We start from the raw sequence: 20876 nt of genomic DNA on the forward strand, positions 1-20876 counted from the left end.
CTTTTAACTATAGAACATCTCTTGCGCCTTGCTGTTCATGCTTTCCGGCTATAGTTTTAATCCATAGCCACAGATTTCCGTATGGACACTTGCCTGGAGACACCCGATGAAAAAAGAAGAATTGCTTACCCTGAAACAGGCTCCGACCAGCTTTGCTCCTGCCGTCACGCCCGTCGCCAGCACCACCATACATACCGACACCGACGGGCTGCACGCAGGCCAGACCACCATTCCCTCACAGGGCGAAGATATGCCCGCCTATCTCGCCCGTCCTGAACACTTCACCGGTAAATTACCGATCGTGCTGGTCGTGCAGGAGATTTTTGGTGTACATGAACACATTCAGGATATCTGCCGCCGGCTGGCGAAGCAGGGGTATATGGCCATCGCGCCGGAGTTATATTTCCGTCAGGGTGACCCGCGTGATTACACCGAAATCAGTGAGCTGTTTGCCAAACTGGTCAGCAAAGTGCCGGACCAGCAAGTGCTTTCCGATCTCGATCATACTGCACACTGGGCATCACAGCATGGCGGGGATATTTCAAAATTAGGTATCACCGGTTTCTGCTGGGGCGGGCGCATCACCTGGCTGTATGCGGCGCACAATCCGCAACTGAAAGCGGGCGTAGCCTGGTACGGTAAACTGGTCGGTGATAAAACGCTAACCAGCCCGTTCCAACCGGTTGACCGCGCAGCGGCACTGGATGCACCGGTGCTGGGTTTGTATGGCGGGGAAGATTCGAGCATTCCTCTGGATACCATTGAAACCATGCGACAGGCCATTCGCGCAGCCAATGCCACAGCGGAAATCGTGGTATATCCCGAAGCGGGTCACGCGTTTAACGCCGATTATCGCCCGAGTTACCATGCTGAAGCCGCTGCCGATGGCTGGCAACGCATGCTGGCTTTCTTTGCGCAGTACGGAGTTAAGTAAAAGTAAGGCGTAAAGTAAAAGGATACTGACCAGAATGACAAAGGCCCGACAGGTTTTCCTGCCGGGCTTTTTACGCAACGTTAGCCGATTAAAGTGAAAGTTGCCCGAAAGCACCTTGCCAGTCTTGTTCAAATTTATCGACAGCCGCCTGTACGGCGGGCGCACTGATCAATTGCTCCGCGACATCGACAGGGATCGTGACCGATTGACAGCCTGCCAGCAGACAGGCCAGAACCTGGCGCGGCGTTTTAAAACTGGCGGCCAGCACTTTGGCATGCGGCGCATGCAGGGTAAGCAATTGCTGCAACTCGGTCACCATCGCAATGCCATCACCCCCCTGGGCATCCAGCCGGTTAACATAAGGCGCGACATATTCGGCCCCGGCCAGTGCCGATAGTAACCCTTGCCCCGCACCATACACAGCGGTTCCCAGGGTTGGAATTTTACGAATACGCAGCGTCTTAATCGCTGCCAACCCGGCAGCGGTTACCGGCACTTTGACCACAAGCCCTGGCACGCGGGAATACAATAATTCAGCTTCTTCAACTATCTGCTCAGTTTGATTTGCCAGTACCTGCGCAAACAGTTTCCCTTCTCCTCCTAATGCATCACGAAGCGCGGGCAAAACCTCCCACAGGGAAGTTTGCGATTTAGCCACAATGCTCGGGTTCGTGGTCACGCCCTGCAACGGCAAAATCCGGGATAAACGTTTTACTGCGCTGATATCAGCAGTATCCAGATAAAGTTCCATACCCTCTCCTGTCAGAGTTCAAGCTCTTGTTTGAGCAACGTTTCAATCTGTGCTGCCGTGGCCGAATGCATCAGTGCGTCGCGGAAACTGTCATGCATAATCCGTCGCGCCAGCCTTGAGAAAATCCGCATATGCTGGTCGCCTGCGGCATGTTTATTGAGGGTCAGCATGATCACAAATTGTGCTTGTTCATCACCCCACTGCACCGGTTGCGGAAGTTTCGCGACGCTGATAGTCGATTGCTCAATGTGCTCTGATTTGGTGTGCGGTATCGCAAAACCAAACCCGAGACCGGTGGAAAATACGGCTTCACGCGCCCAGACATCAGCGGCGAGTTTGCGCGGATAACGGCAACGCCCTGCCAGCATCAGGTTATCCACCATACCTTTAATCACTTCTTCTTTGCTGCGCCAGTCGGCATTAAGCGTCACACATTCCGTCGTAATCAGCGGAGCATCGTTAAACGTCATCCTGAACTGCGCCAGCAGGTGTTCGACTTCCAGCGACGTCCGGCACTGCATGGCGCGGTTAAGCAACAGGCGGCATTCACGGCTGTCGAGTTTTGCCAGACGCGCTTTGGTCACCGGAACTGACGGCGCACTCATGCTAATTTCATCAAGCCCCATTCCAACCAGTAGCGGCAACACCGAGCCTTTCGCGCCCAGCTCACCGCATAAACCAATCCATTTACCGTGACGATGCACCTCGCGCACAACATGATCGAGCCCGCGCAGAAAGGCCGGATTCAGGCTGTTGTAATGGCGGGTCACTTTCGTATTATCACGATCGACCGCCAGCAGATATTGCGTCAGGTCATTGCTGCCGATGCTAAAGAAATCAATCTCTTCACAGCATTGATCGATGATGAACATCACCGACGGCACTTCCAGCATGATCCCCAACTGAATTTTTTCATCAAACGGCACTTGCTCGCTGCGCAGCGACTGTTTGGCTTCCGCCAGCTTCTCTTTCACCCATAAGATCTCCTCCATGGAAGAGATCATCGGGATCATGATTTTCAGCGACCCGTGCGCCGAGGCGCGCAGGATCGAACGCAACTGCGTATGAAATAACGGCAGAAATTCCTGATAAATACGCACGGCGCGATAACCGAGGAACGGGTTGTTTTCGGCAGGAATGTTCAGATAATGAACCGGCTTATCTCCCCCGATATCCATCGTGCGGACAATGATAGTTTTGCCCCGGGCTGCCTCCGTCGCCTGACAATAAATATTGTACAGCTCATCTTCGGAAGGGGCGCTGGCGCGGTCCATATACAACATTTCCGTACGGAACAGCCCGATCGCTTCAGCGCCATGATCAAATGCCGCGCTGGCTTCAACCGAATGAGCGATATTGGCCGCCACTTCAAGACGCACTCCGTCTGCCGTGTACCCGGGTTTATCGAGATATTCGCTTTGCTGTCCGCGCAGCGCCTGTTGCACTGCCTGTTCCTGACAATAATAACGACGTACCGGTTCGCTGAGTGCACAGGCAATCAGACCGAGATCGCCGTCGATCAGCACATCCTGCTGTAAATAAGCCAGAAGTGGTTGCGGATCCACACCGACGAGAGTGGGTATATTGAATGATCGGGCGAGGATCACGGTATGTGACGTACTGCCTCCGCTGCCGAGCAGCAGACCTTTCAGATGGGTTTTATCCAGTTCGAGAAACTGGCTCGGCGTCAGTTCATCGGCCAGACAAATACTCGCTTCGCTCAGTGCCTGTTGGGAAGGAAAGCGTTCCTCACCATAGATTTGCTGTAAAAGCCGGAAGCTGACATCACGAATATCCAGTTCGCGTTCACGCAAATAAGCACTGGACGATTGTGCGAGTTGCGAGCTGAAATATGCTGCGGTGTCCACAATACTTTGTGCACAGCTCCGGTCTTGTGCCACACGGCTCAGCAAAGCTTCGCGCAGGCTGTTATCACGCAGCAAAGAAAGGTGTGATTCCAGCACCGCAGTCATCGTCCCGCTGCCCGCCATCAATTGTAAATTGAGAGATTTTTCCAATCCAGCCAGCCCGCGGCAAAGCAGGCTTTGTTCTTTATCTTTCCCCTGAGACGCGGGTAAGTCCCTGAGTGTTGCCAGGTTCACATCAGAAAGGCTGACCAGTTTTCCGGACGCGCACCCTTCACTGACTGAACGGGCGCGGAAAACCAACGGAGAAAGATGGCTCAGGGATTCAGGAAGCGGCTCAAGTTCCGCGCTTTCATCATGCTCAGGCAGGGCTTCATCACAATGAGGGAGTTGGTATTCAATGAAATGAGCCAGCGCCCTGTACGCGGCGTCTTCGTCATTCCCTTCTATGGTGACCAGGCATTCATCATTAAACAGAATATCGGCACCAATCAGTGAAAGAACACTTTTACCATCGGCAACGCGGTCAGTGCGCCCATTATGCCACTGAAACGCAGACCCGAAGCCATTGCACAACGTTTCAATATGGCTGGCTGGCCGGGCATGAACCCCATTGACTAACATGCAGGTGAAGCTCAACGTCTTACTCATTTCTGAATCCTCATCCCAAATTCCGGTGTAATGCACCGGCTCTTTGCAGAATAAGAGTCAGGCGGATCCAATAGCTACCAGACAAAAATGACAAACACTGGATAAATGTAATATCTGTCATTTTTTGCGAAGCAGCTCACACAGCAAACGAGCGCACAAACCTCGCTTTATTTCGGCTTATTTGAACCTGCTCGCATTTTTGGCAGGACATTACAAAAGTCCAGTAAAACACAAATTTGTCCACTATTAGCGTTATCAGCAGCGGCCTATTGTTGTGGTCGATAGCCTTTCTGTATCTGCGGTTTTGAAATGAAACCCTGATATTTGCGATTTTTAGCCCGGCACCGGTTTTCGTGGAGTTCATCATGAAAGACTTGATCACTATTCTAAAAAATACCCGCCAGCATCTGATGACTGGCGTGTCTCATATGATCCCCTTTGTGGTCGCAGGCGGCATTTTGCTGGCGGTCTCCGTGATGTTGTATGGCAAAGGTGCCGTACCGGATGCGGCAACCGATCCGAACCTGAAAAAGCTGTTTGATATCGGTGTCGCTGGTTTAACCCTGATGGTGCCTTTTCTGGCGGCTTATATCGGCTATTCCATCTCGGATCGTTCCGCGCTGGCTCCTGCTGCCATCGGTGCCTGGGTCGGTGCGTCATTCGGTGCAGGATTTTTTGGCGCGATCATCGCTGGCCTGCTGGGTGGCATTATCGTCTTCTATCTTAAAAAGATCCGCGTACCGAAGATCCTGCGCTCGGTGATGCCGATCTTCGTGATCCCGATTATCGGTACGCTGCTGACAGCAGGGGTGATGATGTGGGGACTGGGCGAACCGGTTGGTCTGCTGACCACCTCCCTGACTCACTGGCTGCAAGGCATGCAGCAGGGCAGCATTATTGTGCTTGCCATCATCATGGGGTTGATGCTGGCCTTCGACATGGGCGGGCCGGTGAATAAAGTTGCCTACGCTTTCATGCTGATTTGCGTGGCACAGGGTGTGTATACCGTGGTGGCCATTGCCGCCGTGGCTATCGCAACACCGCCTCTGGGATTGGGTTTCGCCACGCTGATTGGCCGTAAATATTATTCCACTGAAGAGCGCGAAGCGGGCAAAGCCGCCATGCTGATGGGCTGCGTCGGCATCACCGAAGGTGCTATTCCTTTTGCCGCCTCTGACCCGCTGCGTGTCATTCCTGCCATCATGGCTGGTTCAGTGTGTGCGGCGGTGACAGCAGCTCTGGTTGGCGCGCAATGCTATGCCGGCTGGGGCGGACTGATTGTGTTGCCGGTTGTACAGGGAAAACTGGGGTATATCGGTGCATTGCTGGTCGGCATGGTTGTCACGGCACTGTGCGTCAACACGCTGAAATATCTGGCCGCCAAAAAGCAGTCGGCAAAAACGCGTCAGGAATCAGAACTTGATCTGGACTTCGAAATTAACTGAACCCAAAGGAAAACATCATGACTCACATTATTGCTGTAACCGCGTGCCCGTCCGGTGTTGCTCATACCTATATGGCGGCTGAAGCGATTGAACGCGCGGCAAAAGCTAAAGGCTGGGAATGCAAAGTTGAAACGCAGGGTTCAATCGGCCTGGAAAACGAACTGACGCCGGAAGATGTGGCGGCGGCAGACATCGTGATCCTGACGAAAGACATTGGCATCAAACAGGAAGAGCGCTTCAGAGGTAAAGTCACGGTGCGTGTGGCCATCAGTGATGCCGTAAAACGGGCAGATGCCATCATGGAAAAAATCGCAGCACATCTCGCCAACGCTGCCATCACGGATTGACGCCAGGGAGAATGAGATGACTTCCCGCACAGAACGTCTGAAAGCCGCACTGTTCGCCAGCCCGCGTGAAATTTCGCTGGAACGTGCCCTGCTGTATACCGAAAGTCACCGCAGCACAGAAGGCGAACCTACGCTTCTGCGCCGCGCAAAGGCCACGGCACATATTCTGGATAACGTTGAGATTGCCCTGCGTGAAGGCGAGTTGATTGCCGGTAACCGTACGGTCAAACCGCGTGCGGGGATCATCTCTCCTGAAATGGACCCCTACTGGTTGCTGGAAGAACTGGATGGGTTTTCAGCCCGTCCACAGGACCGCTTTAACATTTCGGAGCAGGATAAACAGATTTACCGCACACAGCTTTTCCCTTACTGGGAATCGCGTTCGATGAAAGATTTCATCAACAGTCAGATGCCGGAAGATGTCACCGCTGCCACCAAAATGCAGATATTCAGTATCAACCAGACAGACAAAGGCCAGGGGCATATCATTATTGATTATCCCCGGTTACTGAATTCTGGCCTGGATAACGTCGTTTCAGAACTTCAGCAGCGTGTCGCCGGCGCGCCGGATAATACCTTTTATCAGGCAGCGCTGATTACGCTACAGGCAGCACAGCGGCATATTTTGCGCTACGCCGCGCTGGCAGAAGGGTTAGCAGAAGCCTGTCAGGATGCCTCGCGAAAACAGGAGCTGATACGTATTGCCCGCATTTCGCGTCATATTTCAGTCAATAAACCGCAGGATTTCTATCAGGCCTGCCAGCTGTTCTGGTACATGAATATCATTTTACAGATCGAATCCAATGCCAGCTCGTTATCGCTCGGGCGCTTCGATCAGTACATGTTGCCGTTCTATCAGTATTCCCTTTCGCACGGTGAATCACCGGCGTTCCTTAAAGAGTTGCTGGAAAGCCTGTGGATAAAGTGCAATGACATCGTGCTGCTGCGTTCGATGTCCAGCGCACGTTACTTCGCCGGCTTCCCGACGGGTTATACCATTTTGCTCGGCGGCCTGACCGACACCGGACGTAGTGCCATCAATGTGCTGTCGTTTCTGTGTCTGGACGCGTATCAGAGCATTTGCCTGCCACAGCCTAACCTTGGCGTACGGGTCAATGAACTGATCGACCGTCAGTTTCTGCTGAAAACCGCTGAAACGATCCGTCTCGGTACCGGTATTCCGCAAATATTCAATGATGAAGTGGTGGTTCCGGCGTTTCTTAACCGTGGCGTACGCCTCGAAGATGCGCGGGATTATGCTGTTGTGGGCTGCGTCGAACTGTCGATCCCCGGAAAAACCTACGGGCTGCACGATATCGCCATGTTTAACCTGTTAAAGGTCATGGAACTGGCACTGTATGAGAACGAGGGCAACCCGGCGATCACTTATCCAGAACTGGTGGAACAGATCCGCCGGAAAATCAGCCATTACGTCAGACTGATGGCGCAAGGCAGCAACATCTGTGATATCGGCCACCGCGACTGGGCACCGGTTCCGCTGCTGTCTTCGTTTATTGAAGGTTGTCTGGACAGCGGTAAAGACATTACCGCTGGCGGCGCACGTTACAACTTTTCCGGTGTTCAGGGCATCGGTATCGCTAACCTCAGTGATTCCCTGCATGCGCTGAAAGGCATGGTATTTGATCAGCAACGTCTGACCTTTGATGAATTACTGGCTTCTCTGAAAGGGAATTTTGCCGGCGAAGAAGGGCTCGCCATTCGTGCCCGTCTGATCAACCGCTTTGAGAAGTACGGTAATGACATTGATGAGGTCGATCTGATCAGTGCCGATTTGCTGCGTTTCTACTGCAAACAAGTCGGGCAGTTTCGCAATCCACGTGGCGGTCAGTTTACGCCAGGCTCGTATACGGTTTCCGCGCATGTGCCGCTGGGCGCAGTGGTCGGCGCAACGCCAGATGGTCGCTTTGCCGGTGAACAACTGGCAGATGGCGGCCTTTCACCGATGAGGGGACAGGACCATCAGGGACCGACAGCGGTACTGAAATCCGTCAGTAAACTCGACAACACACTGCTCTCCAATGGCACACTGCTGAATGTGAAATTCACGCCATCAACGCTTGAAGGCAGGCAGGGGCTGAATAAACTGGCCGATTTCCTCTGCGCGTTCACCCGCCTGAAGTTGCAGCATGTACAGTTCAACGTGGTGAATGCTGAGCAGCTTCGCGAAGCGCAAAAACGCCCGCAGGATTTCGCAGGGCTGGTCGTCAGGGTAGCGGGATACAGCGCGTTTTTTGTTGAGCTGTCAAAGGAGATCCAGGATGACATTATCGGCCGCACCGCACATCAGCTCTGACGGGCAGATCCCCGTCAGGGAGGCCGCGGAAAGACACGCGCGTATCTTCAATATTCAGCGTTTTTCACTCAATGATGGTCAGGGTATTCGTACCCTGGTTTTCTTCAAAGGCTGTCCGCATCGCTGCCCGTGGTGCGCCAACCCTGAATCGATGTCGCCGCGCATTCAGATCATCAAACGTCAGGCAAAATGCCTGAACTGCCGCACCTGCCTGCAGGATCCGAACGAATGCCCGAGCGGTGCAATGGAATATGTCGGTGAAGACATCACGCTGCCGGAGTTAATGACGCGCCTGCTCAAAGATGAGGTATTTTTCCGCTCATCAGGCGGTGGTATCACGCTTTCCGGCGGCGAAGTACTGATGCAGCACGAGTTTGCCGGTGAGTTGCTCAGGCAGCTACAGGCATTAGGTATAACGACGGCGATCGAAACGGCGGGCGATGCGCCGCTGGATCACCTGCTGTCGCTCACCGATCACTGCGATCAGGTGTTGTATGACTTCAAGATAATGGATCCTATTCATGCAAGATCGGTTCTGAATATGAACCAGTCGAGAGTACGGCAAAATTTTACGGCGCTGGCGCGGCGCGGCGTTAAGTTGATCCCCCGCGTACCGCTGATCCCCGGCTTCACGTTAACGATTGAAAATATGCAACAAATTCTGGATTTTCTGCGACCCTTCAACTTAACTGAAATCCATCTGCTGCCTTTCCATAAATACGGCGAAGCAAAATATCCGTTACTGGATAAACCGTATTCAATGCATAAGATAAAGGTGCCGGATGACGCCACTGTTGCGCCGTTTTATACGATGGCCGAAAAATACGGTTATAACGTGACGCTCGGTGGATAAACTTTTTAAACAGGGGAAATATTATGTCGCTCAAACTGGTCGCCGTAACCGCCTGTATCAGTGGCGTGGCGCATACTTATATGGCGGCAGAAAAGCTGGAAAAACTGTGCCTGCAGGAAAAATGGCCGGTGAAAGTCGAAACGCAAGGTGCACTGGGCATCGAAAATGCCCTGTCACAAACCGACATTGCTCAGGCCGATGTTGTCCTGTTAATCACTGAAATTCAGCTGGAAAACAGCGACCGGTTTGCACATAACCGATGCGTCCAGACCGGAATTCACACCTTTTTACGTACGCCGGAGAAAGTGATGGCAGCGGTAAAGAAACTCGCCTCCTCGCCTCAGGGAACGAAAATTATTCTACCCTGATGGTGACGATGCCCTGTTTTCCAACTGACTACGGTATTGCCGCCGGTATGCCGACGCAGAGCGCACGGTATTTTTCCTGAACCGGGGCATGGCTCAGCAACCCTTTTACCCCTGCGTGACTCAGCTAACAGGCCAAAGAAGACCCCCATAAAAAAGAGGCACCGGAGTGCCCCAAACGTTTCAGCAACACCACAACGTAAATCTAGTCAGCGTTCACTCAGACTTTCTCAGCACGCAGACGCTTGGCCGCTTTCACCATGTTTTCCAGCGACTCACGGGTTTCCGGCCAGCCACGGGTTTTCAGGCCGCAGTCCGGATTGACCCACAGGCGTTCGGCCGGAATACGGTCTGCAGCTTTACGCAGCAGATCTTCAATCCATTCAACGCTTGGTACGTTTGGCGAATGAATGTCGTAAACACCCGGCCCGATTTCATTCGGGTATTCGAAATCTTTAAACGACTCCAGTAAATCCATATCGGAGCGTGAGGTTTCGATTGTGATCACATCGGCATCCAGCGCGGCAATGGAATCCATGATGTCGTTGAACTCGCAATAACACATGTGGGTGTGGATCTGCGTGTCATCACTGGCAATCGCGGCATTCAGTTTGAACGCATCCACCGCCCAGCGCAGGTAGGCATTCCATTCAGACTGGCGCAATGGCAGGCCTTCACGCAGTGCCGGTTCGTCAATCTGGATGATGCCGATACCGGCCTTTTCCAGATCTTCCACTTCGTCGCGCAATGCCAGCGCGATTTGTTTGGCGATAGTTTCGCGGCTGACATCTTCACGCGGGAATGACCAGCAGAGAATGGTAATCGGGCCGGTCAGCATGCCTTTCACCGGTTTTTCGGTCAGAGACTGTGCGTACTTCGCCCACTCAACGGTGATCGCTTCCGGACGGCTGACGTCGCCGATAATGACCGGTGGTTTCACACAACGTGAGCCGTAGCTCTGTACCCAGCCGTTTTGCGTGAACACAAAACCGTCCAGGTGTTCGCCGAAGTATTCCACCATGTCATTACGTTCCGCTTCGCCGTGAACCAGTACGTCGATATCCAGACGCTCCTGTTCTTTGATGGCTTGCCGGATGTGCTCACTGATACCGGTACGATATTTGCTCTTATCAAGACGACCTTGTTTAAAGTCCAGGCGCAGACCACGGATTTCAGTGGTTTGCGGGAATGAACCGATGGTCGTCGTCGGCCATGCCGGCAGGTTGAAACGGGCACGCTGTGCTTTGGCACGTTCGGTATAAACCTGCTGACGTTCAATATCCGTAGCCGTGATTGCAGCCACACGTCTCCCCACAGCAGCGTTATTTACGCGGGCTGATTCGCGACGGGCACGGATTGGCGCACTGTATTCAGCCAGTTTCTGTTGTGCCTGCGCGGTGGGATTGTTCAGGGCAGATGTCAGCAATGCCAGTTCGGCACATTTTTGCAGGGCGAAGGCGAACCAGCTTTTCACTTCATCATCCAGACGGCTTTCAACGTTTAAGTCGATCGGGCTGTGCAGCAATGAACAGGAACTGCCAATCCAGACGTTACGGCCTTCAACCAGTGGCTTGAGACGGTCAAACCAGGTGCTGAGATCCGCCCGCCAGACGTTACGACCATTGATGACACCCAGAGAAATCAGCCACTCTTTTGGCAGCGCGTTGATGACGGTTTCCAGATCATCATGACCGGCAACGGCATCAATGTGCAGCCCCTGAACCGGCAGGGCCCGGAGGGTGTCGAGATTATGTCCGACGCTGTCGAAATAGGTGGTCAGCAGCAGTTTAATTTTATTCTGTTGCAGGGCGGTATAAGCCGGTTTGTAAGCATTTAGCCATTCCTGAGGCAGTTCCAGCACCAGAGCCGGTTCGTCAATCTGCACCCATTCGATGTCGCGTTTTGCCAGTTCAGCCAGCACCTGCTGATATACAGGCAGGATGTCGTTGAGCAGGGAAAGACGGTCAAACTGTTCGCCTTTCACTTTGCCGAGCCAGAGATAGGTCAGCGGGCCAAGCAGAACCGGTTTCACTTTGTGACCGAGCGCCAGCGCTTCATCCACTTCTTCCAGCAGTTGTGTCCAGGTCAGTTTGAATTTCTGACCTTTCACGAACTCCGGCACCATATAGTGGTAGTTGGTGTTAAACCATTTGGTCATTTCCGCTGCGGCAGCCGGTTTACCGGTCGGTGCACGGCCGCGGCCAAGACGGAATAAAGTGTCGAGGTCAACAGAGCCGTCGTCATTCTGGTGACGTGCAGGCACGTTACCCAGCAGCAGACTGGTGGTCAGTACGTGATCGTACCAGGCAAAATCGCCCACCGGGACCCAATCCACGCCGGCTTCAGCTTGTTGTTTCCAGTGACGGGCTCGCAATTCGCGACCGGTTGCCAGCAATTCTTCCTGCGTGGCATTACCCGCCCAGTAGCTTTCTTGTGCTTTTTTAAGTTCACGACGCAGACCAACGCGTGGAAAACCCAGAGTGTGATTCAGTATCGTCATCTTTTTAAGTCCTGTTTAGCCATCCAGATGTTTACACATCCATAATCCGCAGGTAGTGTATATTCCACAAGCGCAAATTATTCATGACAAAGTGAAGGACACTCATGATCGAACTGAAACACCTGCGAACGTTGCAAGCACTGCGCAACACCGGGTCACTGGCCGCAGCCGCTTCGCAGCTTCATCAGACCCAATCGGCCCTGTCGCACCAGTTCAGTGACCTTGAGCAACGCCTCGGTTTCAGATTGTTCGTGCGAAAAAGTCAGCCCCTGCGTTTTACCCCGCAGGGTGAAATCATGCTCAATCTGGCAGAACAGGTGCTGCCGCAAATTCAGCAGGCATTGCAGGCATGTAATGAGCCACATCAGACTTCGCTGCGTATCGCGATTGAATGTCACAGCTGTATTCAGTGGTTAACGCCCGCACTGGATAATTTCCATCAGAACTGGCCACAAGTAGTAATGGATTTCAAATCCGGCGTGACATTCGACCCGCAGCCCGCACTGCAACAGGGCGAGCTGGACATCGTATTAACCTCCGACATCCTGCCGCGTAGCGGTTTGCACTATTCTCCGATGTTTGATTTTGAAGTGCGTCTGGTGCTGGCACCGGATCATCCGCTGGCAGGCAAAGCGGTCATCACGCCGGAAGATCTGAGCACTGAAACGCTGATGATTTATCCGGTGCAACGCCAGCGTCTGGATATCTGGCGACATTTCCTGCAACCGGCAGGTATCAGCCCGTCACTGAAAAGTGTCGATAACACATTGTTATTGATTCAGATGGTGTCGGCGAGGATGGGGATTGCAGCGTTACCGCACTGGGTAGTGGAGAGTTTTGAGCGCCAGGGTCTGGTTGTGACCAAAACCCTGGGCGAAGGCTTATGGAGCCGTCTGTACGCCGCCGTGCGTGACGGCGAACAGCGTCAGCCTGTGACGGAAGCGTTTATTCGTTCGGCCCGGCAGCACGCGTGCGATCATCTGCCGTTTGTTCGCGACGCGGCACGACCCAACGCCGGTGTACCCACAGTGAGGACATAATCACAGCGGCACCTGTGATAAAACTCGGCCAGTGCGGCTGCTGTTGCCAGATTGCCAGGTTAACCAGCAGCCCTGCCGGGACGTGAAAGTTGTTCATAATCCCAAGCGTTCCCGCATCAACCTGCGTTGCCCCGTAGTTCCACATAAAGTATCCCAGCCCGGAAGCCCCGATCCCCAGCCACACCAGAATCCCCCATTGCAGATGGGTGGTCGGCAGTTTTTGCGGATTCCCCCACAGGAACCACGCCACCACTGCGCAAAGCAACGCCCCCAGATAGAACCAGGAAAACGCCGTATGTTGCGGCACCGGACGGGTTTCCATCAGACGCTTGTACCCCACCTGCCCGATGGCAAAACAGATATTCGCCGCCTGCACCAGCAGCAAACCGATGATGAAATGTTCGCTGATATGGTCGTAACGGATAATCGCTGCACCGGCCACCGCCAGCAGTGCGCTGAGCGCATAGCCCATGCGGATTTTCCGTCCGCTGATCAGGTCATAAATCAGCGTGACATACAGCGGCGTCATTACCGTAAACAACAGGAATTCCGGTACCGACAGATACAGGTAGGCCTCAAAACTGATGAGATACATGATACCGAGCTGCATCGCCCCTACCGCCATATACAGCAAAATGGTGGTGAGCTGATGGCCTTTCCAGCGCAGGAAAGGCAGAAAAACCAGCGCCGCCAGCCCTAAACGGACTAATACGGAAAACACGCTGTCGACCTGTCCGGCCAGATACACGCCAATCAGGCTGAAGGAAAAGGCCCACAAAATGGTGGTAATGATGAGTAAAGGCACGGCAGCTACGCCCTGTTTGTCAGAGAAAAAGGGAAAGATGCACGATTGTAACGGAATGGGGGAAACCGCGAAGTACGAAGATGGTTTACGTATGTTTAATTATTGAGCAAACGAGAGCCGTACCACGCTTTGAGGGAATCGTGCGCTCAAATCACACGCCTGCCGCCGGGATGGCATACACTTAACCTATGACCGGAAATGGAGGATGACCTGATGAAATGTTTGTATGGAATGCTTGCCGCGCTGCCATTGCTGTTTGCCGTTCAGACCGCCAGCGCCGCCGAAAAGGTGCCGAATCCTAACGATCCGCTGCTGACCAATCCGTCGCAACAACGCATGCAGCAGCAACAGCAAAACAATCAGCAGATGCAGAAACGCCAGCAGGAGCAGGATTTACGTAACAGCCAGCAGCAACAGCAACTCAAACTGAAATCGCAAATCCAGAGCAATCAGCAACGGTTGCAGATCCAGCAGAATAATCAGACGCTGAATCAGAAATTGAACCAGACGCCTTAACCCGCAGTTCAGGCGTGGTGAACACCACGCCTGATGCCGGATTTTAACACCAGGTTCTAGGCAAAATCGGGCCCGATCACATCAATCTTATCCGTACAGATACAGTCCACGCCCCAGCGCAGTAATTCGCGGGCGCGTTCCGGGCTATTCACCGTGTACACCAGAATACGCAACCCGGCGTCTTTAATCGCTCTGACGCGTTCTTCGTTCAGTAATTTATGGTTAAGATGCAGGGAAACGCACTCCAGTTCACCGGTCAGTGCTTTCCAGTTTTCGTGCCATTCGTCGATCAGTAAGCCGCGAGGCAATTCCGGTGCGGCTTTTTTGGCAGCCACCAGCGCGTCGAATTCAAACGAGGAAAGCAGCGGCGGAACGGCCTGATCTTTCCACAATTCACGGGCAGCCAGCGCGATGTCAGTGCCGGTTTTCTCATCAGTTCCGGTGGTCGGTTTGATCTCGATATTTACCATCATATGATGGTATGCGCAGCGTTCGGCTACCTGCGCCAGCAGCGGCAATTTCTCGCCTTTAAATGTGGCGCTGTACCAGTCACCCGCATCAAGCTGGGCCAGTTTTTCCCACGGCAAATCCCCCGCAACACCCCAGCCGTTGCTGGTACGTTGCAGCGTATCGTCATGCAGCAGGAAGATCTCTCCACCCTGCGCCAGTTTGGCGTCAAATTCGATCATGGTGTGACCGTATTTTGCGCCTGTGTCGATGGCTGCCAGCGTATTTTCCGGCGCCAGTGCGCCACCACCGCGGTGTGCCACAATACGTGGATAGGGCCAGGCTTTCATGTTCATTCCATCCGTAATCCGCTGTGAGTATCGAAAAAGTGTAACGCTTTCGCCGGGAAATCCAAGCGCAACAGCGATCCGGCTGTCGGGAACACTTCATGCGACAAACGGACAACAACGCCGCTGCCCGCCAGCTTGCCGTGCGCCAGATTATCCGCGCCCAGCAGTTCCAGCGTATTCAGCACCATCGGGATCCCCTTCTGAGTATCATCAGTCAGATGAATATGTTCAGGACGGATGCCCACCGTCAGTTCACGGCCGCCCCATTCAGGGCGCGGAACCGGCAGCGGCAATTCAAATCCGCCTTCCATTACCAGCGATAATCCATCCGTAGTCAGCTGGCCCGGTAATAAATTCATGGCTGGCGAACCGATAAAACTGGCGACAAACAGACTTGCCGGTCGGCGGTAAACTTCGGAGGGTGTACCGATTTGTTCGGCAATGCCTTTGTTCATCACGATCACACGCTCAGCCAGCGTCATGGCTTCGACCTGATCGTGCGTGACATACAAACTGGTGGTGCGCAGACGGCGGTGAAGCTGTTGCAGTTCGAGGCGCATCTGCACCCGCAGTTTGGCATCGAGGTTGGACAGCGGTTCGTCGAACAGGAATACCGCCGGTTCACGCACGATAGCGCGGCCCATCGCCACACGCTGACGCTGGCCACCGGAAAGCTCACGCGGTTTGCGTTTGAGCAGCGGGCCGAGTTCCAGGATACGCGCCGCCTCTTCGACGCGGTCGAGGATCTGCGCCTTGCCGAAGCCACGAATTTTCAGGCCATATGCCATGTTGTCGAACACGGTCATGTGCGGATACAGCGCGTAGTTCTGAAATACCATCGCGATGCCGCGGTCTTTCGGTTCCAGTTCGGTGACGCGCTGGTCGTTGATATAAATATCACCGGAGGTGGTGCGCTCCAGCCCGGCAACCATACGCAGCAGGGTGGATTTTCCGCAGCCGGAAGGACCGACCATCACGATGAATTCGCCGTCAGCGACGTCCAGGTCAATGCTCTGGATAATCTGGTTTTTGCCGTCGTAGGATTTGGTCACTGCCTGTAATTTCAAATTTGCCATTTCAGTTTACTTCTCACTGTCTACCAGGCCGCGCACAAACCAGCGCTGCATCAGGAGCACCACCGCCAGCGGTGGCAATAAGGTCAGGATCATGGCCGCCATCACCTGATTCCATTGGGTCGAGCCGTCGCCGGAAGAAATCATGCTTTTAATCCCCGCCACCGCCGTGCCCATCGAGGCATCATTGGTGATCAGGATCGGCCATAAATACTGGTTCCAGCCATAGATGAAGGTGATGACGAACAGCGCTGCAAGGTTGGTTTTTGACAGCGGCAAAACGATGTCCCAGAAGAAGCGCATCGCGCCAGCACCGTCGATACGCGCCGCTTCCAGCAGCTCATCCGGCAAGGTCATAAAGAACTGACGGAACAGGAAGGTCGCGGTCGCAGACGCCATCATCGGCAACGTCAGTCCGGTGTAGCTGTCGAGCATATGCAGATTGGCGATCACCTGCACGGTCGGGAAAATACGCACTTCCACCGGCAACATCAGCGTCATAAAAATCAGCCAGAAGAACAGATTACGCAGCGGAAAACGAAAATAGACAATCGCGTAGGCCGACAACATGGATACCGAAATCTTACCGATGGTGATCACCATCGCCATGATGAAGCTGTTGAACAGCATCCGCCCGAATGCCGGACTGCTGTTGCCCGCGCCCTGCGTCCAGATGATGCTGATGTTTTCCCATAAATGCGTGCCTGGGATCAGCGTCATCGGCACGTCAAAAATTTGTTTGTTATCCAGAGATGCCGCCACAAACGCGACATACAGCGGAAAGAGGATCACCAGCACGCCGAGCAGCAGCATGATGTGGCTGAAAATATCCAGCCCTCTGCGGTTTTCAATCATTGGTAACGCACCTTACGCTCGACAAAGCGGAACTGAATGAACGTCAGGCCGCAAACCAGCAACATCAGAATCACGGACTGCGCGGCAGAACTGGACAAGTCCAGACCGGAGAAACCTTCGCGATACACTTTGTAAATCAGGGTAGTTGTCGCCTGTACCGGGCCACCGGCCGTCGCGGCATCAATCACCGGGAAGGTATCAAAGAAGGCGTAGACCAGATTGACCACCAGCAGGAAGAAACTGACCGGCGAAATCAGCGGCAACACCAAATGGAAGAACCGGCGAACCGGACCCGCACCATCGATAGCCGCCGCCTCCACCAGAGATTTGGGGATCGACTGCAATGCCGCCAGGAAGAACAGGAAGTTGTAACTGATTTGCTTCCAGACCGATGCCAGCACCACCAGAAACATCGCCTGACCGCTGTTTTGCGCGTGGTTCCAGTTATAGCCCATCGAGCCTAAGAAATGGGTGATCAGACCGAGGCCGGGGCTGAACAGGAACATCCACAATACGGCGGCCACGGCAGGCGCAACGGCGTATGGCAGGATCATCAGCGTCTGATAAATCCGGCTGCCGCGTACAACGTGATCGACCAGCGCCGCGAAAAACAGCGAAACGGCCAGCCCGATAAACGCCACCATAAAGCTGAATTTCAACGTGGTATAAAACGAATCGAGATAGTACGGGTCCTGAAACAGCTGTATGAAGTTAGTCAGACCGGCAAACGTACTGGATAAGCCGAACGGATCCAGCGTCTGAACCGAATACCACAGCGCCTGACCTGCAGGCCACAGGAAAAATATCGCGGTGATCAGCAGCTGTGGCAATACCAGCGCGTAGGGCAGCCAGCTGCAACCAAAACCGGGACGGTGTGAACTCATGATGGTGTACTCGTTGATGCGATGGCGGGTTTAGCTCCTCCCCCTGCGAAGGGGAGGTTGGGAGAGGGTTTTGCAAACGACTAAGCTGTCTTTAATACCCCACCAACCCTCCCCTTCGCTGGGGAGGGAGCAAAACTGGATTACTTAGTAGAAGCTTCGAAGCGACGGAGTAACAAATTCCCGCGCTGTACCGCAGTATCTAATGCTTCTTTGGCAGTTTTCTTACCACTCCATACGCTTTCCAGTTCTTCATCCACGATGGTGCGGATCTGAGGCATGTTGCCCAGACGCAGACCCTTGGTGAACGGCAATGGCGGCTTGTTCAGCATCTGGCGGGTAGCAACGTCAGAACCCGGGTTCTTGTCGTAGAAGCCCTCTTTTTTGGTCAGTTCATACGCGGCGGTGGTCACCGGCAGATAACCGGTTTTCTGATGCCATTCGGCAGCAATTTCAGGTGTGGTCAGGAATTGCAGGAATTCGGCAACGCCTTTGTAGGTATTTTTGTCTTTGCCGTTCATTACCCACAGGCTTGCACCACCGATGATGGCGTTTTGTGGGGCGCCTTTGATGTCTGCGTCGTAAGGCATCATGCCTACGCCATAGCTGAATTTAGAATACTGACGGATGTCAGCCAGGGAACCGGAAGAGGCGGTGGTCATTGCGCAATCGCCGTTATAGAACTTGGCGGTGGATTCATCCTTACGACCAAAATAGGTGAAATCACCTTTTTTGTTCATGTCTTCCAGCATCTGAATATGTTTGATTTGCTCTGGTTTGTTGAATTCCAAAACAGCATCCGTGCCATCGAAGCCATTATTTTTGGTAGCGATCGGCAGACCATGCCAGGCGCTGAAGTTCTCGATTTGGATCCAACCCTGCCAGCCACTGGCGTAGCCACATTTCATGCCAGCTTCACGTAATTTCTCGGTGTACACCGCCATATCCTGCCAGGTTTTTGGCGGCTGATCCGGATTAAGACCGGCTTTCTTAAAAGCGTCTTTGTTGTAATACAGCACCGGCGTGGAGCTGTTGAAAGGCTGGGACAGCAGGCGGCCTTTGGAATCGGAGTAATAACCCGAAACAGTCGGCACAAACTGGGAAACGTCTTCTTTAATCCCTGCATCACTGAACACTTCGTAAACCGGTTTGATGGCTTTGCTGGCCATCATGGTCGCGGTGCCCACTTCGTAAACCTGCAGAATCGCAGGCGCATTACCGGTTCGGTACGCTGCAATCCCAGCCGCCAGGCTTTCGTCGTATTTGCCTTTATAGACAGGCACAATTTTGACATCAGGGTGCGTCTGGTTAAAACGGTCGGCCAGCGAGTTCACTTCTTTGCCTAACTCGCCATCCATAGAGTGCCAGAAAGGAATTTCTGTCACAGCAAAAGCATTGGCGCTGAAAGCCAGCGCCAGCGCGGTGCCAATGACCGTTTTTTTGAGGTTGATGAACATGCCTGTCTCCTGAATTCTGCTGGTGTAGAACAAGTGCAGAGAAATAATGGATATTAAGAAACGTTTTTATTCGGGAGCTAACATGACATGGAAAAATGACAGAAAAACATAAAATCAATGACAGTAATATGACAGCGATGTTAAATAAAGCTTTGTAGGGCATTGCTTAATTCATAATGAATTCGACTTGAACAGCCACTAAAATTATCATGCACTCAGAAAAATCTACCACCCACCTCATTTACAACCCCTTAAATAACATACAAATACAAGGTGAAATTAAGAAAAATGGAAGATAAGAACATATGCCAGATAAAATATGGACGATAGAGGAATTTAAAAAGCAATCCAATCTGGGATTGTTTCACAGAAGGGCCAATGTTTATCTGGCTCATATTGATACGCTCTTACAACATTACAAAATCATTACGTTAGAAACGCCCGATTTAGAAGCCAATCTGCTGCTAATGATTTGTGATGCCTGTCAGAAATATTATCACCGTAAGCCTGCAAACCATCGCGCTGCGGCGGTCATGATACTTCATGATCAGGCTCTTAAACGCGCTAAGGCCCTCACTCTTCAACTCGTGACCGGCGATAGCTCAGGCCACGGACTTCGGGGTTGGGCTAAAGTCAGGGCGGCAGTAAAACCTTTTGTGGTGGGAATAACGGGCAAAACACATCACCGTTTACATCAAGATTACTGGCAGGAAGCATTAATACCCGGCCATTTTCCTTTAGCAAGGGCCATTGCTTATAGTAAAGACCCGTTATCAATCTGGAAGACGTCCTCAAGCCCATTGAGTTTTTTGGACTGGCTGCGTGAATTTTATATTCCGGATATGTTTGATAATAAAAAGGGAGAAGAATTACTACGCAGACTGCAAATGGGCGTCACTTATTTAGACAGCGCACAGCGTGAAGATAAAAAAATTTATATCAACAATGGCATCATTTATAATTCACGCGGTGAACGGTTTCACACGGGTAATATGAGCACCAATACTGCTGGCGAGGGATGGGCCATATTTGTGATGGCGCCCAATAATAGCCTTTACGCTAACGATCATAGGGTGGATATTTTCCACCACTCGAGCTTCCTGAGCGGCGCGCCAGTACAGGCTGCCGGTGAAATAGCGGTAAATAATGGAATTTTGGTCGGGATTACTTGTAAAAGCGGCCATTACCGCCCGAATGCGGCCAGTTTTGTGCGCATTTTATTCTGGCTAAAGCAGCATGGTGCCCTGCTCCAGGGTGTTGCTGCCTGTCCGGTCATTAGCGATCATATTCAGGAATTTTTTGACGCGGAAGAAGTGCTGTTAAATGGCGGGAAAAAGGGAACGAAAAATATAAAACCGTGTAAAGTTTATCCATCCGACATGTAATGCCTGCCGGCAGGTACCGGGCACAAAAAGGTACCTGCTGAC

At 52.9% G+C, this 20876-nt stretch carries 18 protein-coding genes; 9 read left to right on the top strand and 9 right to left on the bottom strand.

Annotated elements, in window-relative coordinates; translation table 11 throughout:
• Window positions 1-106 precede the first annotated feature (106 nt).
• On the top strand, window positions 107-934 hold the full coding sequence (locus ACOZIO_RS21985; protein WP_421595725.1) for a dienelactone hydrolase family protein: 828 nt from the start codon (window positions 107-109) through the stop codon (window positions 932-934).
• Window positions 935-1022: 88 nt separating this feature from the next.
• On the opposite strand, the gene fsa is transcribed toward ACOZIO_RS21985, so the two are convergent.
• Complete coding sequence (gene fsa / locus ACOZIO_RS21990) at window positions 1023-1685, bottom strand: fructose-6-phosphate aldolase (protein ID WP_129955164.1); 663 nt, start codon at window positions 1683-1685, stop codon at window positions 1023-1025.
• Window positions 1686-1696: 11 nt separating this feature from the next.
• On the bottom strand, window positions 1697-4201 hold the full coding sequence (gene ptsP, locus ACOZIO_RS21995; protein WP_129992167.1) for a phosphoenolpyruvate--protein phosphotransferase: 2505 nt from the start codon (window positions 4199-4201) through the stop codon (window positions 1697-1699).
• Between the two features lie 365 nt (window positions 4202-4566).
• On the opposite strand from ptsP, the gene ACOZIO_RS22000 reads away from it, so the two are divergent.
• The 5 genes from ACOZIO_RS22000 to ACOZIO_RS22020 are packed head-to-tail and all read left to right on the top strand — an operon-like array spanning window position 4567 to window position 9528.
• On the top strand, window positions 4567-5646 hold the full coding sequence (locus tag ACOZIO_RS22000; RefSeq protein WP_129992166.1) for a PTS fructose transporter subunit EIIC: 1080 nt from the start codon (window positions 4567-4569) through the stop codon (window positions 5644-5646).
• Between the two features lie 17 nt (window positions 5647-5663).
• Entirely contained in the window at window positions 5664-5993 is a 330-nt protein-coding gene (locus ACOZIO_RS22005) for a PTS fructose-like transporter subunit IIB (protein ID WP_129955167.1), read from the top strand.
• 16 nt (window positions 5994-6009) lie between these two features.
• Complete coding sequence (locus ACOZIO_RS22010; RefSeq protein WP_129992165.1) at window positions 6010-8307, top strand: formate C-acetyltransferase; 2298 nt, start codon at window positions 6010-6012, stop codon at window positions 8305-8307.
• The gene (locus ACOZIO_RS22015; protein WP_129955169.1) at window positions 8273-9160 is read left to right on the top strand and encodes a [formate-C-acetyltransferase]-activating enzyme; all 888 of its coding nucleotides are present in this window, start codon (window positions 8273-8275) and stop codon (window positions 9158-9160) included. Before ACOZIO_RS22010 ends, ACOZIO_RS22015 begins: the two co-directional genes overlap by 35 nt.
• Window positions 9161-9183: 23 nt before the next feature.
• Window positions 9184-9528, top strand: coding sequence for a PTS fructose-like transporter subunit IIB (locus tag ACOZIO_RS22020; RefSeq protein WP_129955170.1), 345 nt, complete (start codon window positions 9184-9186; stop codon window positions 9526-9528).
• A 217-nt stretch (window positions 9529-9745) separates the two neighbouring features.
• Here ACOZIO_RS22020 and metE read toward each other — a convergent pair whose 3' ends face one another.
• Complete coding sequence (gene metE, locus ACOZIO_RS22025; RefSeq protein ID WP_129992164.1) at window positions 9746-12025, bottom strand: 5-methyltetrahydropteroyltriglutamate--homocysteine S-methyltransferase; 2280 nt, start codon at window positions 12023-12025, stop codon at window positions 9746-9748.
• Between the two features lie 104 nt (window positions 12026-12129).
• On the opposite strand from metE, the gene metR reads away from it, so the two are divergent.
• Complete coding sequence (gene metR / locus ACOZIO_RS22030) at window positions 12130-13065, top strand: HTH-type transcriptional regulator MetR (RefSeq protein WP_129955172.1); 936 nt, start codon at window positions 12130-12132, stop codon at window positions 13063-13065.
• On the opposite strand, the gene ACOZIO_RS22035 is transcribed toward metR, so the two are convergent.
• Complete coding sequence (locus ACOZIO_RS22035; protein ID WP_129955173.1) at window positions 12971-13870, bottom strand: carboxylate/amino acid/amine transporter; 900 nt, start codon at window positions 13868-13870, stop codon at window positions 12971-12973. The two genes, metR and ACOZIO_RS22035, sit on opposite strands and share 95 nt — an antisense overlap.
• 213 nt (window positions 13871-14083) lie before the next feature.
• Between ACOZIO_RS22035 and ACOZIO_RS22040 the strand changes: the two genes are divergently transcribed.
• The gene (locus tag ACOZIO_RS22040; protein WP_015699075.1) at window positions 14084-14386 is read left to right on the top strand and encodes a DUF2756 domain-containing protein; all 303 of its coding nucleotides are present in this window, start codon (window positions 14084-14086) and stop codon (window positions 14384-14386) included.
• Window positions 14387-14442: 56 nt separating this feature from the next.
• Here ACOZIO_RS22040 and ugpQ read toward each other — a convergent pair whose 3' ends face one another.
• From ugpQ to ugpB, 5 genes are all read right to left on the bottom strand, one after another.
• A complete protein-coding gene (gene ugpQ / locus ACOZIO_RS22045; protein ID WP_129992163.1) occupies window positions 14443-15183 on the bottom strand; it encodes a glycerophosphodiester phosphodiesterase in 741 nt (246 codons plus the stop codon).
• Window positions 15184-15185: 2 nt separating this feature from the next.
• Complete coding sequence (locus ACOZIO_RS22050; protein ID WP_129992162.1) at window positions 15186-16259, bottom strand: sn-glycerol-3-phosphate import ATP-binding protein UgpC; 1074 nt, start codon at window positions 16257-16259, stop codon at window positions 15186-15188.
• A gap of 6 nt (window positions 16260-16265) precedes the next feature.
• Window positions 16266-17111, bottom strand: coding sequence for a sn-glycerol-3-phosphate ABC transporter permease UgpE (gene ugpE, locus ACOZIO_RS22055; protein WP_129955176.1), 846 nt, complete (start codon window positions 17109-17111; stop codon window positions 16266-16268).
• The gene (gene ugpA / locus ACOZIO_RS22060; RefSeq protein ID WP_129955177.1) at window positions 17108-17995 is read right to left on the bottom strand and encodes a sn-glycerol-3-phosphate ABC transporter permease UgpA; all 888 of its coding nucleotides are present in this window, start codon (window positions 17993-17995) and stop codon (window positions 17108-17110) included. The genes ugpE and ugpA overlap by 4 nt, the downstream gene beginning before the upstream one ends.
• Window positions 17996-18135: 140 nt before the next feature.
• Window positions 18136-19449 carry a sn-glycerol-3-phosphate ABC transporter substrate-binding protein UgpB gene (ugpB, locus tag ACOZIO_RS22065; protein ID WP_129955178.1) on the bottom strand — a complete coding sequence of 438 codons (1314 nt, stop codon included), beginning with the start codon at window positions 19447-19449 and terminating at the stop codon, window positions 18136-18138.
• A gap of 305 nt (window positions 19450-19754) precedes the next feature.
• Here ugpB and ACOZIO_RS22070 point away from each other — a divergent pair, with 305 nt between their 5' ends.
• Window positions 19755-20834, top strand: a complete 1080-nt coding sequence (locus tag ACOZIO_RS22070) for a hypothetical protein (protein ID WP_129955179.1) — start codon at window positions 19755-19757, stop codon at window positions 20832-20834.
• Window positions 20835-20876: the final 42 nt, after the last annotated feature.

The organism is Rahnella sp. PD4 (genome assembly GCF_049199325.1).
GTDB classification, from domain to species: Bacteria; Pseudomonadota; Gammaproteobacteria; order Enterobacterales; family Enterobacteriaceae; genus Rahnella; species Rahnella perminowiae.

Coding starts and splice junctions, on each gene's coding strand:
- ACOZIO_RS21985 (WP_421595725.1), top strand. CDS start 107: ATGAAAAAAGAAGAATTGCTTACCCTGAAACAGGCTCCGACCAGCTTT.
- fsa (WP_129955164.1), bottom strand. CDS start 1,685: ATGGAACTTTATCTGGATACTGCTGATATCAGCGCAGTAAAACGTTTA.
- ptsP (WP_129992167.1), bottom strand. CDS start 4,201: ATGAGTAAGACGTTGAGCTTCACCTGCATGTTAGTCAATGGGGTTCAT.
- ACOZIO_RS22000 (WP_129992166.1), top strand. CDS start 4,567: ATGAAAGACTTGATCACTATTCTAAAAAATACCCGCCAGCATCTGATG.
- ACOZIO_RS22005 (WP_129955167.1), top strand. CDS start 5,664: ATGACTCACATTATTGCTGTAACCGCGTGCCCGTCCGGTGTTGCTCAT.
- ACOZIO_RS22010 (WP_129992165.1), top strand. CDS start 6,010: ATGACTTCCCGCACAGAACGTCTGAAAGCCGCACTGTTCGCCAGCCCG.
- ACOZIO_RS22015 (WP_129955169.1), top strand. CDS start 8,273: ATGACATTATCGGCCGCACCGCACATCAGCTCTGACGGGCAGATCCCC.
- ACOZIO_RS22020 (WP_129955170.1), top strand. CDS start 9,184: ATGTCGCTCAAACTGGTCGCCGTAACCGCCTGTATCAGTGGCGTGGCG.
- metE (WP_129992164.1), bottom strand. CDS start 12,025: ATGACGATACTGAATCACACTCTGGGTTTTCCACGCGTTGGTCTGCGT.
- metR (WP_129955172.1), top strand. CDS start 12,130: ATGATCGAACTGAAACACCTGCGAACGTTGCAAGCACTGCGCAACACC.
- ACOZIO_RS22040 (WP_015699075.1), top strand. CDS start 14,084: ATGAAATGTTTGTATGGAATGCTTGCCGCGCTGCCATTGCTGTTTGCC.
- ugpQ (WP_129992163.1), bottom strand. CDS start 15,183: ATGAAAGCCTGGCCCTATCCACGTATTGTGGCACACCGCGGTGGTGGC.
- ACOZIO_RS22050 (WP_129992162.1), bottom strand. CDS start 16,259: ATGGCAAATTTGAAATTACAGGCAGTGACCAAATCCTACGACGGCAAA.
- ugpE (WP_129955176.1), bottom strand. CDS start 17,111: ATGATTGAAAACCGCAGAGGGCTGGATATTTTCAGCCACATCATGCTG.
- ugpA (WP_129955177.1), bottom strand. CDS start 17,995: ATGAGTTCACACCGTCCCGGTTTTGGTTGCAGCTGGCTGCCCTACGCG.
- ugpB (WP_129955178.1), bottom strand. CDS start 19,449: ATGTTCATCAACCTCAAAAAAACGGTCATTGGCACCGCGCTGGCGCTG.
- ACOZIO_RS22070 (WP_129955179.1), top strand. CDS start 19,755: ATGCCAGATAAAATATGGACGATAGAGGAATTTAAAAAGCAATCCAAT.